General features: G+C 67.8%; 9 protein-coding genes. 7 read left to right on the forward strand and 2 right to left on the reverse strand.

What is annotated here, in order from left to right:
- Positions 1 to 192 precede the first annotated feature (192 nt).
- The 5 genes from OG609_RS37965 to OG609_RS37985 all read left to right on the forward strand — a co-directional run bounded on the left by OG609_RS37965 (position 193) and on the right by OG609_RS37985 (position 4,689).
- On the forward strand, positions 193 to 930 hold the full coding sequence (locus OG609_RS37965) for an SAM-dependent methyltransferase (RefSeq protein ID WP_327276949.1): 738 nt from the start codon (positions 193 to 195) through the stop codon (positions 928 to 930).
- A 324-nt stretch (positions 931 to 1,254) separates the two neighbouring features.
- Entirely contained in the window at positions 1,255 to 1,593 is a 339-nt protein-coding gene (locus OG609_RS37970; RefSeq protein ID WP_327276950.1) for an antibiotic biosynthesis monooxygenase family protein, read from the forward strand.
- Positions 1,590 to 2,477, forward strand: a complete 888-nt coding sequence (locus tag OG609_RS37975; RefSeq protein WP_327276951.1) for an NAD(P)-dependent oxidoreductase — start codon at positions 1,590 to 1,592, stop codon at positions 2,475 to 2,477. The genes OG609_RS37970 and OG609_RS37975 overlap by 4 nt, the downstream gene beginning before the upstream one ends.
- Positions 2,474 to 3,448, forward strand: coding sequence for an amidohydrolase family protein (locus OG609_RS37980; RefSeq protein WP_327276952.1), 975 nt, complete (start codon positions 2,474 to 2,476; stop codon positions 3,446 to 3,448). Before OG609_RS37975 ends, OG609_RS37980 begins: the two co-directional genes overlap by 4 nt.
- Positions 3,445 to 4,689 carry a cytochrome P450 family protein gene (locus OG609_RS37985; protein ID WP_327276953.1) on the forward strand — a complete coding sequence of 415 codons (1,245 nt, stop codon included), beginning with the start codon at positions 3,445 to 3,447 and terminating at the stop codon, positions 4,687 to 4,689. Before OG609_RS37980 ends, OG609_RS37985 begins: the two co-directional genes overlap by 4 nt.
- A gap of 129 nt (positions 4,690 to 4,818) precedes the next feature.
- Here OG609_RS37985 and OG609_RS37990 read toward each other — a convergent pair whose 3' ends face one another.
- Positions 4,819 to 6,027 carry an MFS transporter gene (locus OG609_RS37990; RefSeq protein ID WP_327276954.1) on the reverse strand — a complete coding sequence of 403 codons (1,209 nt, stop codon included), beginning with the start codon at positions 6,025 to 6,027 and terminating at the stop codon, positions 4,819 to 4,821.
- A 900-nt stretch (positions 6,028 to 6,927) separates the two neighbouring features.
- Here OG609_RS37990 and OG609_RS37995 point away from each other — a divergent pair.
- Positions 6,928 to 8,436, forward strand: a complete 1,509-nt coding sequence (locus tag OG609_RS37995; protein ID WP_327276955.1) for a glutamate synthase subunit beta — start codon at positions 6,928 to 6,930, stop codon at positions 8,434 to 8,436.
- A 302-nt stretch (positions 8,437 to 8,738) separates the two neighbouring features.
- Here OG609_RS37995 and OG609_RS38000 read toward each other — a convergent pair whose 3' ends face one another.
- On the reverse strand, positions 8,739 to 9,743 hold the full coding sequence (locus OG609_RS38000; RefSeq protein ID WP_327276956.1) for a LysR family transcriptional regulator: 1,005 nt from the start codon (positions 9,741 to 9,743) through the stop codon (positions 8,739 to 8,741).
- 356 nt (positions 9,744 to 10,099) lie between these two features.
- Here OG609_RS38000 and dnaE point away from each other — a divergent pair, with 356 nt between their 5' ends.
- Positions 10,100 to 13,696: a DNA polymerase III subunit alpha gene (gene dnaE / locus OG609_RS38005; protein ID WP_327276957.1), complete on the forward strand. Its 3,597-nt coding sequence runs from the start codon at positions 10,100 to 10,102 to the stop codon at positions 13,694 to 13,696.
- Positions 13,697 to 13,733: the final 37 nt, after the last annotated feature.

Consider the following 13,733-nt stretch of genomic DNA (forward strand, 5'->3'; position numbering starts at 1 on the left):
CAGGGCCCGTCGTTCCGTAGGGTCACCCGGAAATCCGACCCGGTGGCGTCACCGGCGAAGTGTCAGCCGATATGTATGCGACGGACCGGTGAAGTGGTTCGGATCCCGGTTCCCGATTGTTGTCTGACAGGGAGTCGGATCCCCAGAGGAAAATGATATGCGTGCGATCTTCGGCGCTGTCAGGCTGTGCCGGTGAACCGTGAACAGATCTCCGGGCTTGCCCATGCCGACCACCCGATCAAGTCCCCTCTCGACGACGACTCGGTGCGACAACTGTTGGAACGTGGCGTCCCGCGTGGCGACGAGCGGGTGCTCGACCTGGGCTGCGGCGGCGGGGAATGGCTTCTGCGCGCCCTGAACACGCACCCGCACCTGCTCGCCGAGGGCGTCGACAACTCCGAGGAAGCGCTTCGGCAGGCCCGTGAGGCCGCTAGCCGCCTCGGCGTCCGCACGCGCCTTGCACTGCACCACCAGGAGGCTGCGGACTTCCGTTCCGCGTACTCGTTCGACCTGGTACTCAGCGTCGGGGCCACGCACGCCTTCGGCGGCCTGCTGCCCACCCTTGCAGCGGCGCGCAAACACCTGGCCCCGGGCGGACGCGTCCTGATCGGCGAGGGCTTCTGGGACCGTGAGCCGTCACCGGAGGCCGTCGAGATGCTCGGGGACCTCACCGACCTGGCGACCACCGTGGACCGTGTCGTCGCCGACGGGTGGACTCCCGTTCACGGGCATATCAGCACGCGCCGTGAGCTGGACGACTACGAGTGGTCCTGCTGGGGGGCACTGGCCTCCTGGGCCCTGGACCACCCCGCCGACCCGGACAGCCCGCACGTGCTCGAGACAGCTGCGATCCGCCGCACCGAATGGTTGCGCGTCTACCGGGACATGTGGGGCTTCGTCAGTCTGGTCCTGCGCCGGACATCCGACTGACCCCGGACGAGCCCCGGCGCCCCGGCCCCACCCCGCCCCGACAGATCGTGCAGGCACGTTAGATCGTGCAGGCACGTTCGGGCCTCCGGGCTTCCGGGCCTCCGGGCGTTCGACGAGTCGGCCGAGTCCGAAGCGGGCTCCGGCCCGGAGGAGCGGTTCCGGGTGGGCGCCGAGCAGGCCCTTCCGATCTCACCCGACCGCGCCAGCAAACGTGGTGGCTGCCTTCTCTCCATTGGGCTGTGGCCACGCCGGAGTTGCGTGGCCACGGGGGTCATGAGTCTGTGGGAGTCGTGCTCTTACAGATCTCAGCCCTCAGGAGGAGACATGCGCGCTGAGCAGAACGGCCGCTCGGCCGACAGGCTTTCCGTGGTGTACACGGTCCACGTCATCGAGGGCGGTGAGCAGGGGTTTCTGAAGGCGTACGAGCGAATAAGGAAGTCCGTCGCCAGCGTCCCGGGACACATCATCGACCGGCTCGGCGAACCCATCGACGACTCCCGCCAGTGGGTGATCACCAGCGAGTGGGAGACGCCCGACCACTTCTTCGCCTGGCAACAGGGCGAGGACCATCGCGCACTGCTGGCCCCGCTGCGCGTCTGGGTCGACCAGACCCAGTCGCTGCGATACCGGGTCATTCAGGAGACCGTGGGGGTGAAAGCATGACGCACCCCACCACCGGCCCCGTCGCCGTCCTCGGACTCGGCACCATGGGCACCGGCCTGGCCACGCGCCTTCTTGAGCAGGGCGTACAGGTGCGTGTCTGGAACCGCACCGCGGGGCGGACCGAACCGCTCGCCCGGGCCGGCGCCTTTGCCGCAGCCCATCCGGCCGATGCCGTCGAGGGTACGAGCGCCGCCATCTGCACCGTGACCGACGGCGAAGCCCTCGCCGCCGTGCTGCACGGACCGGACGGAATCATGACCGGGGGCCCGTACCCCGGCGCCCTGGTCTGCGCCAGCACGGTCGCCCCCGAAGAGGTCGTCCGCCTCACCGGCGACATGCACTCCGTTCTGGACGTCGGCATGCTCGGCAACCGGGAGCACGCCCACAGCGGTGAGCTGCGGCTGTTCGTCGGCGGCGAGGAACGGGTCTTCACCGCCGGGCGTCCGCTGCTCGAACTGCTGGGCAAGGAGGTCGTTCACCTCGGCGAACTCGGTTCCGGCATGCGGATGAAGCTGCTCCTCAACCTGCTGATGGGCATCGAGGTGCAGGCGCTGGCCGAGGCCGTCGAACTGGCGGCCGCCACCGGACTCGACCGGAAGCTCGTCCTCGGCACGATCGCCGGCAGCGGCTTCGCCTCGCCCGTCATGTCGTTCAAGTCCAAGAGGCTGGCTGCCGGGCGCTTCGACAAGCCCGACTTCCGGCTGAGCCTGATGGCCAAGGACCTCCTGCTCGCCGCGGACCAGGCCGCTGCGGCCGGACTGCGGCTCCCTCTCGTTGCCGCGGCCGCACAGACCCATGTCCACGCCATCGACCAGGGACACGGGGACGAGGACTGTGTCGCGGTCGCCCACGCACTCACACCGAACCCGGGAACTCAGACGTGATCATCGACATCCACGGACATCTGTCCCCGCCGGAGGCCGCCCGAAGCTTCCCCATGCCTCCCAGCCTGACCGACGTCGACGGAATGCTGGCCGCCCGCGCCCAGGCCGGCATCGACCTCACCATCATCGGCAGCCCGGTCGGCGCCGGCGCCATGGCGCGGGTTCCGGGCGTCGACAACTACTCGCAACCACGGGACCGGCTCCAAAGCTTCCACGCCTGGATGTCGGGCCTGATCGCCACCTTCCCGGACCAGTTGCGCGGGTACGTGTACGCCAACCCGTTCGGCGACGACGATCACCTGGAAGGAGTCCGGGAGACGCTGGCGGATCCCGCCTTCGTCGGCCTGATCACCACCTCCAGCGTCCACGGCGAACTGCTCGGCTCTCCGCGAGCCGACTCCTTCTTCGCGCTGGCCGCCGAGACGGGAGTGCCGGTCCTGGTGCACGCCCCGGCCGAACCGATCGGCACGGACCGGGTCGACGACTTCGGCTTCGTCGAGCAGATCGGCCGGTTCGGCGATGTCACCATGGGCATGGCCATGATCGCGTTCGCGGGGTGGCTGGACAAATATCCGGGCCTACGGCTGATCGGTGCCACCGGCGGCGGTGCGCTGGCGCTGCTGCCGGAACGCCTGCAGACAGCGGCGCGTCCCCGGCACTGGGGCGGTGGCAAGCCGTCGGCGCCGTCCTCGGTCCCGGCTCCATCCTCCACTCCGCCGTCGGCCGACCCGGGCGGCGCGCTCCAGCGCATGTATGTCGACACCAGCACATTCAGCCCGGCGCACCTGGGCCTCAACGCGGAGGTGCTGGGGCCGGAGCGGATGCTGTTCGGCACCGACTCGCCGCCGATGTCCGTGCCCCTGGAGGAGTTCATGCACATGATCGAGAAGCTGCCGATCGACAAGGCGTCCCAGCAGCTCATTCTCGGCGGCAACGCCGAGGCCCTCTTCGACCTCAGGAGCCGTCCGTGATCACAGTGGACGATCCGGTCGCCGCAGCCGAGCGGTGCACTCCCGAGTTCCGACGGAACCCGCACCCGGTCTACGCGAGCCTCAGGGACACGGCACCCGTCTGCCCCATGCGGCCGCCGCACGGCATCGACACGTACCTGATCACGCGGTACGAGGACGCGAGGGCGGCCCTGGCGGATCCGCGGCTCAGCAAGGACATGTACGGGGCCATGGACGCCTACCGGAGGATCTTCGGTGACTCGTCCGTCGCCCTGGACGACCACATGCTCAACTCCGACCCGCCCAAGCACACCCGGCTGCGCAAGCTCGTCAGCTCCACGTTCACCGCGCGTCGCGTGGAGTCGCTGCGGCCGCGGATCCAGGACATCGTCGACACGCTGCTGGACAACTGTGCGACCCGCGAACCGGTCGACCTGCTGCCCGCGTTCGCGTTCCCGCTGCCGATCATCGTGATCTGTGAACTGCTCGGCGTGCCGCCGGACGAACGGTCGGAGCTGCAAGGCCTGTCCACCACGGTGGCGCAGACAGGATTCAGCAAGGAATCCAAGCAGGCCCAGCAGAAGGCGGAGGAGAACCTGCACGCGTACTTCGCGGATCTCCTCGCGCGCAAGCGCAGCCGCCCGGGTGAGGACCTGCTCAGCGCGCTCATCGCTGCCCAGGACGAAAACGGCGGGCTCACCGAGCAGGAGCTGATCTCGACCGCGTTTCTGCTGATGTTCGCGGGTCACAAGACGACCGCCTACCTCATCGGCAACGCCGTCCACCATCTCCTCACCCATCCTGCGCAGCTCCGTGCCGTGCAGGAGAACCCGGAGCTGGTCGGACGGGCAGTCGAAGAACTGCTGCGCTACGACGGCTCGGTGGAGAGCGCGACGTTCCGCTTCGCGACCGAGGACGTACAGATCGCCGGGGCGCGGATTCCGAAGGGCTCCCTGGTTCAGATCGCGCTCAGTTCGGCCAACCGCGACCCGCTGAAATTCGCCTCTCCGGACGAGTTCGATGTGAAGCGACCGGCGAATGCGCAAAGTGCCCATCTGGGGTTCGGGCACGGCATCCACTACTGCCTGGGAGCGCCCCTGGCCAGACTGGAGGTGCAACTCGCTCTCACGGGTCTGTTCGGCCGTTTCCCGAGGGCGGCTCTGGCGGACCCCGAGCATGAGGCGCCCTGGATGGAGGTTCCGTTCCCGGCCTTCCGCGGCCTCGCGGAACTGCCTGTCGTGCTCAAGCCTGCCGTGCCGTGACCCACAGCGGGGGGAAGACAGCGGCATCCTGCCCGGGCCGCCTCGGAGACCCCGGGGCGGCCCGGACGGCTCGGGGCATCGATTCCGGATGCGGTGGCTGTCCGGCGTCCCGACCGTCGCCGTGACCGTTTATGCCTCCGCCGGTGGCCTGCGCGCAGCGTACGTTCCCGCGCCCGCCGCCAGCAGCATCACACAGCCCGCGAAGATCAGCCCGGCTTGGCGCAGCCCGAGCCATGTGGCCATGGCGCCGACCCCCACCACCGGCACCGAGATCCCGGCGTAGGCGACGACGAAGAACGCCGAAATCGTGCCACCACGATGCTGTGCCGGGGCCGCGCCGCTGACCAGGGTGAGTGCCGCGCGAAAGGCCAGTCCCTGGCCGGCGCCACCGCACAGGGCACCCAGGACGAGCAGGAGCATGGACTCGGCGATCAGCGATGACGCCACAAGCAGCAGGCCCACAACGAGGATGCCGCACCCCACGGGGAGCGCGAGGCGCGCGCCGATCCGTTGTGTCAAGGACTGCCCGACGGTCGAAGCAAGGAACACGGAGAACACTACGGCGCCCGAAACAGCCAAGTTGCGCACACCCAGCGTCTGCGAGGCAAAACTCGGCGCGACCGCCGTGAACAGCCCGAGAAGTGCGAAGCCGGCGAACGCCGCCAGCGAGGCGGGCCTGAACACACCCTTCACCTCGGGAGGCACCCTGACTCCCTGCGGCGTCAGAGGAGGCCATCGCTTCGGCTCCGCCACGGTCTCCGGCAGGAACCAGGTGATCCCACAGGCCACAGCCACCAGTCCCAGGTGGGCCCAGAACGGCAGCATCAGCGGCCAGGGCGTGTACTGCGCGAGGAGGCCGGAGAGCAGCGGCCCGCAGCCCAGACCACCCATGTTCGCCGCGGTGGCGGCGAACCCGGCCCGCGCCTTCTGCCCCGGACCAGCCAGCTCGATGACGGCCGCTGTAGCAGCACCGCTCAGCAAGCCGGCCGCGCAGCCGGACAACAGCCGCCCCGCGAAGAGCAGAGGCAGACCGCTCTGCAGGAGGAAGCAGCCCGCACTCGCGGCCGACAAAGCCATGGCGCACAGGAGCACCGGTCTGCGGCCGACCTCGTCGGAGTAGTTTCCCGCCACCAGAAGCACGGTGATGACCGCAACGGCATACACGGCGAACACAACGGTCACCACCAGCTCGGAGAACCCGATCTGTTCCTGGTAGAGCCCGTACAACGGCGTGGGCAGCGTTGTTCCGGCCATCCCGATGGCGAAAACCACTGCCGCAGCCGGATAGCCCGGCCGCCGGCCATCGCCTGCGTTCACCGCGCCCTCGCGAACGATCACGCACGCCACCCTATGAGTGGCCGCCCACTGGAGAGGCACACGGCACGAGGTGGCGAGGCGGACCGAGGGACGTCAGGATCATCAGTCCCAGAGTTTGTAAGTCACGTTCCGCGGCGTCTGCGACGGCCTGCTGTCGGTGTAGGTGAGTTGCAGCCGTGTGAAGCGTTTCAGCTCAGGGTGCTTCGTCCAGGAATCCGGGCGGTCGAGCCTGACGATGACGGGGTAGGAGTGGAACCTGCCTGCGGCACAGTAGGGCTGACAGTCATTCACTGCGTCGAGTCCTCTGCCCACAGCGGAGGTGTGTCCCCAATTGGACCACTGAAGTCCGATGAGGTGGTTGTTGCCATCGCCACAGGCGATCAAGAAGTCGCCGGGGCGTACCTGCGGTTGCGAGAAACAGTCGACAGCCACTGCGTGGGCGGACGCGGGTGACCCTGCGGATGCGGATGCTGGTACTACTGCTGCCGCGAGCGCTGTGGCAGCACACAGCATGACCGCTGTTCTGAACTTGTCTCTTTGCATATCGGCTCCCCAGCTGCCTCTTTTTCGAGCCCGGGCGGCCCCGAGGGTACGCCTGACCAGACCCGCGCGCTGCGGTCTGCCCGCCAGAAGCACTCGTCGGTGGCGGTGACGCCCTTCTTTCCGCAGTTGTTCCTGAGTCGACGCTACGACCGTGGCCGGGTATGCACCACCCGTACAGGCGACTGCCAGGCAAGACACAAGCGCAAGGAGTCCGCTCCGCCGGCAGAACGGCTCGCCTTCGACCAGTGATCGACAACCTGTCCGCGACACCCCCCGGCTTGCGCTGAAACCGCTGCACCGAGCAGGTGGTCGTAGGCGTCTGCAGGCGTAGTCTGGCCGTAACGCCTGTGTACCGCGAGTGAGCGACGGAGGCGGCGCATGACCGACCCCTACGGCTTCCTCAAGACACCGCGCCGGCCCGTCCCGGCGCGCCCCGTCCAGGAGCGGCTGAGTGACTGGAACGAGGTCTACGCGGGGCAGGCGCGCCTTCCGCTCGTGTCCGAGCAGGCGGGGCGTTGCATGGACTGCGGCATCCCGTTCTGCCACAGCGGCTGCCCGCTGGGAAATCTCATCCCCGAGTGGAACGCGTACGCGAGGAAGGGCGACTGGTGGGCAGCGGCCGAGCGACTGCACGCGACGAACAACTTCCCGGAGTTCACCGGGCGGCTGTGCCCGGCGCCGTGTGAGGACGCCTGCGTGCTCACCATCAATGCCGATCCGGTGACGATCAAGAATGTCGAACAGGCGATCGCCGACCAGAGCTGGGCGCGCGGATACGCGACGCCGCAACCGCCCGGGCGGCTCAGCGGCAAGACCGTCGCCGTCATCGGCTCCGGCCCCGCAGGACTGGCGGCAGCACAACAACTCACCCGCGCCGGTCACACCGTCGCCGTCTACGAGCGCGCCGACCGCATTGGCGGGCTGCTGCGCTACGGCATCCCCGCGTTCAAGCTGGAGAAGCGCCACCTGGACCGCCGCCTCGAGCAGATGCGGGCGGAGGGCACCAAGTTCCGCACGTGTGTGGACGTCGGCAGCGATCTCGACGCCACCGAGCTCGCAGAGCGGCACGACGCGGTCGTCATCGCCGTCGGAGCCAGGGGGCAACGGGAACTGCCCGTCCCGGGCCGTGAGCTTTCCGGCATCCACCAGGCCATGGACTACCTGACCCTGGCCAACAGGGTCGCGGAGGGCGACCGCGACGTACCCGTCGTCACCGCCGAGGGCAAACACGTGGTGATCATCGGTGGCGGGGACACCGGCTCGGACTGTCTGGGCACCGTCCTGCGTCAGGGCGCCGCCTCCGTCGTACAGTTGGACATCAACCCGGAGCCCGGTGACACCCGCCGGGACACCGAGCCCTGGCCCGTGTATCCGAAGGTCTATCGGATATCCCATGCTCATGATGAGGCCCGGGGGCGAGAGGGCGCGGATCCGAGAGTCTTCTCCTCCGCCACCCTCCGCTTCGAAGGGGACCCGTCCGGCAAAGTGCGCGCGTTGCGCCTGGCGGAAGTGGAGCCCGAGGGCAGAAGGCCGCGGCTGGAGACGGAACATGTGATCCCGGTGAACCTGGTCCTGCTGGCCCTCGGCTTCTTCGGTCCCGAACGGGGCACCGGCCTGATGCGGCAGCTCGGACTCACGCTGGACGACCGGGGAAACTTCGCCCGGAATGCTGCCTTCGCGGCCGAAACGGCAAAGCCGGCCGAGCGGACAGCCCGCGCCGGGACCGGCGGGCTGTTCATCGCTGGTGACGCGGGACGTGGCCAGTCCCTCGTGGTGTGGGCCATCGCAGAGGGACGGTCCGCCGCGGCGGCAACGGACCGCTACCTCAACGGCTCCACGGCGCTTTTGGCGCCCATCGCTCCACAGGACCGGCCTCTGGTCGCCTGAGTGCCTTCAGCACACCATCGCCGACCCGAGGACGTCACGAGAGTGAGCCCTTTCCAACTCGATGGTGCTGGTGGGCAGTTGGCGGGCTGTACGAACTGGTGAAGCTCCTGGTGGACGAGTTCTCGACCGAGATCACCCGTGTCTGCCTGGAGCTTCGTCTGCTTGTCTGCGCTTCCCCAAGCTCTCAACTCCGTTCGAGCAGGGGAGACCCCATTCGATCGATCGGTCCACCGCGAGCCCGCGGCACCTCTCGCGCGAGCTGTCCGCACACCGCCACGGGGTCGGCACGCGTGGGCGGCGGCTCACGCCGGGCCGACAGGCCCTGCTGGTCCATGAGGTGCGCCCGGCATTTCTCCGGGCTGGCTCGGCGGTGTGGCGCGCTGGGCCCACTTCGGTGTCCAGGTCCCGCTGTCGGGGCGGCCGGGGTATGCAGAGGTGAGGTGGTTACGCAGTGCGGTGAGGGCGGGGTGCGGGTTGTCGGTGCGCCAGATCAGTGAGTGCGGGTAGACCGGGGTCGGGTCGTGCAGGGGGATGCGCCGCAGGTCGTGGCCAGCGGGCCAGACCAGCGGAGTCTGCTCGCTGACGAAGGTCGCCAATGTCGAGGAGCCCGCGATCGTGTCGAGGAGGGGCTCGATACCGAAGTTGGGGCCGACCGAGTCGATGGTGAGACCGAACGTGGCGGCGAGTTCGTCGTAATAGGCGGCCCACTCGGTGCCAGGCATGTTGCCAGGCATCCAGATCCGGCGCCCGGCGAGCTGGGCGGGAGCGATCGCGCGGGCGGCCGCGAACTCGTGAGCCGGCCCGGTGAACAGGTGCAGCGGTTCGTCGAAGACCGGAGTGGCCTCGATACCGTCGGCGAGCCGCCGGCCCGGCATGGTCACGGCGCGGAAGGTCGCGTCGATCGTCCCGGACCGGACGGCAGCGATGGCCGTATCGGAGTCGAAGAGGGTCACGACATCAAGATCGGTCTCGGGATACGCACGGTGGAAGTCGCGCAGCAGACCCGCCAGTGAGAGCCGCCGGCCGATCACGTCGACGCGCAACGCCCGGCGCCCCGGCCGCACGGAAGCGGCTGCCCGCTCCTCGGCTTGGAGGAGAGCCCGGGCGTAAGGCAGGAACGCCTGCCCGTCGATGGTGAGCCGGGCTCCGCGGGCCGTACGGCTGAACAACTGCACACCGAGGTCCTTCTCCAGCACGGCGATGCGCTTGGAAACGGCTTGTGGGGTGATCGACAAGTTGGCGGCGGCTTCTTGGAACTGTCCCGCGTCCACGGCGGTGACGAAGGTGCGCACGGCGGTGAGGTCCATGCTGACCATCCTAGGTGGACAACCAATCGTTGAGTCTGATCGGCGAAATGGTTGTTTGATTCCAGTACACCAGGCTCGCTTTGATGTCTCTGGTCAACGTGTGGTTTGGCAAGCAGTGCGGCAGGAGGAGTGCTGCCCGGCGGCCGGCTGGCTGTCGGGCCTGCACTTCAAGGGCTCGGGCTGATCGCGTTCACGGGCGGTGCGGCCCCTTGGCCGTCCCGTCGGCGTGACCGCACCGCGACAGGTCGAGCCGTCCGCCCATCTGCCGATGCCGGTGCGGTCGGCCACCGACAAGGCCACCATCGCGACTCTGGTCGGGATGGGGCTTCCTGACTCACCTCGGAGGTGACCCACCCGTGCCGGATTCCTTCGTTCACCTGCACAATCACACCGAATACTCGATGCTGGACGGCGCGCAGAAGCTGAAGCCGATGTTCGGCGAGGTGGCCCGACAGGGGATGCCTGCGATCGCCATGAGCGATCACGGCAACATGTTCGGCGCCTACGAGTTCGCGCAGGTCGCGAAGGGCTTCGAGGGGATCAGGCCGATCATCGGCATCGAGGCGTACGTGGCGCCTTCCTCTCGGTTCGTCCGGAAGCAGGAGTTCTGGGGGCCGGGAGGCCGTCGCGCCATGAGCGCCGACGGTGAGGGGTCGAAGGATGTCTCCGGTGGCGGCCGCTTCACTCACATGACCATGTGGGCGCGGAACAGCCAGGGCTTGCGGAACCTGTTCTGGCTCAGCACGCAGGCCAGCTATGGGGGTCAGTTCCCTGCCGGAAAGCCGCGCATGGACCGGGAGTTGATCGCTGAGCGGCCGGACGGCGTCATCGCCACTACTGGCTGCCCGTCTGGCGAGATCCAGACCCGCCTGCGGCTGAACCAGTATGACGAGGCGAAGGCTGCTGCCGCGGTCTACCAGGAGATCTTCGGTCGCGAGAACTACTTCCTGGAGCTGATGGACCACGGCCTGGACATCGAGCGTGAGGTCCGTGAGGGTCTGCTGCGTCTGGCCAGCGAACTGAAGATTCCCCTCCTGGCCACCAATGACGCGCACTACGTCACCGAGGACCAGGCCGACGCTCACGACAGCCTGCTGTGCATCGGTGTCGGCAAGAACAAGGACGATCCGGGCCGCTTCCGGTTCAACGGCTCCGGCTACTACCTCAAGACAGCCGCCGAGATGCGCAGCCTGTTCTCGGAGCTGCCGGAAGCCTGCGACAACTCCCTGCTGATTGCCGAGCGCATCGAGTCCTACGACGAGGTCTTCGACTACGTCGACGAGATGCCGCAGTTCCCGGACGTGCCCGAAGGCGAGACCCAGGAGTCGTGGCTTCGCAAGGAAGTCCTCAAGGGTCTGGCGATGCGCTACGGGGACCCGGTCCCTCAGCACGTCATGGACCGCTTCGAGACCGAGATGTCGGTCATCGGCCCCATGGGTTTCAGCTCCTACTTCCTCGTCGTGGCGGACATCTGCCGTCACGCCCGGGAGAACAAGATCCCGCTCGGTCCGGGCCGGGGTTCGGCCACCGGCTCCATCGTGGCCTACGCCACCCGCATCACCGAGCTGTGCCCTCTGGAGCACGGCCTTCTCTTCGAACGGTTCCTGAACCCCGAACGCATCAACCCCCCGGACGTCGACCTCGACTTCGACGACCGTCAGCGCGACCGGATGGTCCGCTACGTCACCGAGAAGTACGGCGAGGAGTACACCGCCATGGTGAACACGTTCGGCAAGATCAAGGCCAAGAACGCGATCAAGGACTCCTCGCGCATCCTCGGCTATCCCTACTCCCACGGCGAGCGGATCACCAAGGCGCTCCCGCCGGACCAGAACGGCAAGTCGGCCCCACTGGCCACCGTCTTCGACTCCGCCCACGAGCGGTATGGCGAGGCCGGCGAGATCCGGCAGATGTATGACAGCGAACAGGATGTGCAGCGGGTCATCGACACCGCCCGCGGGGTGGAGGGCCTCACCCGCGGCACCGGCGTGCACGCCGCGGCGGTGATCCTTTCCAAGACGAAGCTCACCGACCGCATCCCCCTGCACATGCGTGCCTCGGACGGCGTGAAGATCACCGGCTTCGACTACCCGTCCTGCGAAGCCATGGGCCTGATCAAGATGGACTTCCTGGGACTGCGGAACCTGGGTGTCATCGACCAGGCCATCGAGAACATCCGCGAGAACCGGGGCGTCAGCCTGGCCACCGTAGATCCCCTGGGCGGCGACCCGTCCACCGTCGTGATCCCTCTGGACGACGCCAAGACATACCGGCTGCTGGCAGAGGGCAACACGTTCGGTGTCTTCCAGCTCGACGGCGGCGGCATGCGCGTACTGCTGAAGCAGATGGAACCCACCCGGTTCGAGGACATCGCCGCGGTCAACGCCCTCTACCGGCCCGGCCCCATGGCGGCCAACGCGCACACCAATTACGCACACCGTAAGACAGGCCGCCAGGAGATCACCCCGATCCACCCCGAGCTGCGCGACGCACTGGAGCCGATCCTCGGCAACACCTTCCATCTGCTCGTCTACCAGGAGCAGATCATGGCCATCGCCCGGGAACTGGCCGGGTACACCCTCGGCGGCGCCGACCTGCTGCGCCGTGCGATGGGCAAGAAGAAACCGGAGGTGCTGGCCGCGGAGTGGGACAAGTTCCACGACGGCATGCGGGGCAACGGGTACAGCGAGGAAGCCATCAAGGCCCTGTGGGACGTCATGCTCCCGTTCTCCGGCTACGCATTCAACAAGTCCCACACCGCCGGCTACGGCCTCGTCTCATACTGGACCGCCTACCTCAAGGCCAACTACCCGGCCGAGTACATGGCCGCCCTGCTCACCTCGGTCGGCGACGACAAGGACAAGGCCGCGATCTACCTTGCCGACGCCCGCAAGAACGGCGTCCGGGTCCTCCAGCCCGACGTGAACGAGTCCGTCGCCGAGTTCACCGCCGTCGGCGACGACGTACGGTTCGGGCTGCGGTCCGTACGCAACGTCGGCGACAACGTCATCGAGGCCATCGTCGACGCCCGCCGCCGGAAAGGGAAATTCGCTTCCTTCTCCGACTTCCTCGACAAGGCCGACCTGCCCGCACTGAACAAACGAGCTGTGGAGTCCCTGATCAAGGCCGGCACCTTCGACTCCCTGGAGCATTCCCGCAAGGGCCTCACCGCCATCCACGAGGACGCCATCGACGCGATCATCCCCGTGAAGAAAGCGGCAAGCTTCGGACAAGACGATCTCTTCGCCAACCTGGGCGGCGAAGGAAGCGGCGAACCGGCCTTCGGCCTCGACTTCCCCATCGACGACTCGGAGTGGCCCCGCAGACAGCTCCTGGCGACCGAACGCGAAATGCTCGGCCTCTACGTCTCAGCCCACCCGCTGGACGGCGCAGAGCACATCCTCTCCGGCGCACGGGACTGCTCCATCGCCGAACTGCTCGCCTCCGGCCGCACCACCGGGGATGTGCAGCTCTCCGGACTGATCACCGGCATCCAGCTCAAGATGACCAAACAGGGCAACGCCTGGGCCATCGTGAACCTCGCGGACCGTGATGCCGGCATCGAAGTCCTCTTCTTCCCCGCCGCCTACCAGCTCGTGCAGCACGCACTGGCCGAAGACAACGTCATTGCCGTCAAGGGCAGGATTGAAGACCGGGACGGAACTGTGAACGTCTTCGGCAGAGAACTCGCGGTACTGGACGTGTCCTCCGCCGAGCACGGCGGGAAACCCCCCGTGCGGCTTGCGCTCCCCGCCCACCGGATCACCGAACAGTCCGTCAGAGAACTGAAGCGCATCCTTGCGGACCACCCAGGCGACAGCCCGGTCCACCTCAGCGTCCGCGGCGCACGCAAGACGATCGTGTACGCCCTGCAAGCCAAAGTGGACGCCACCACCGTCGCATCCGATGTGAAGGGCACGTTCGGAGCTGACGCGTGGGCAGGCTTGGCATGATGCCGGGGACCGGCGAGACTGCCGTTGTCGAACTGCG

The organism is Streptomyces sp. NBC_01224 (assembly GCF_036002945.1).
Classification (GTDB): domain Bacteria; phylum Actinomycetota; class Actinomycetes; order Streptomycetales; family Streptomycetaceae; genus Streptomyces.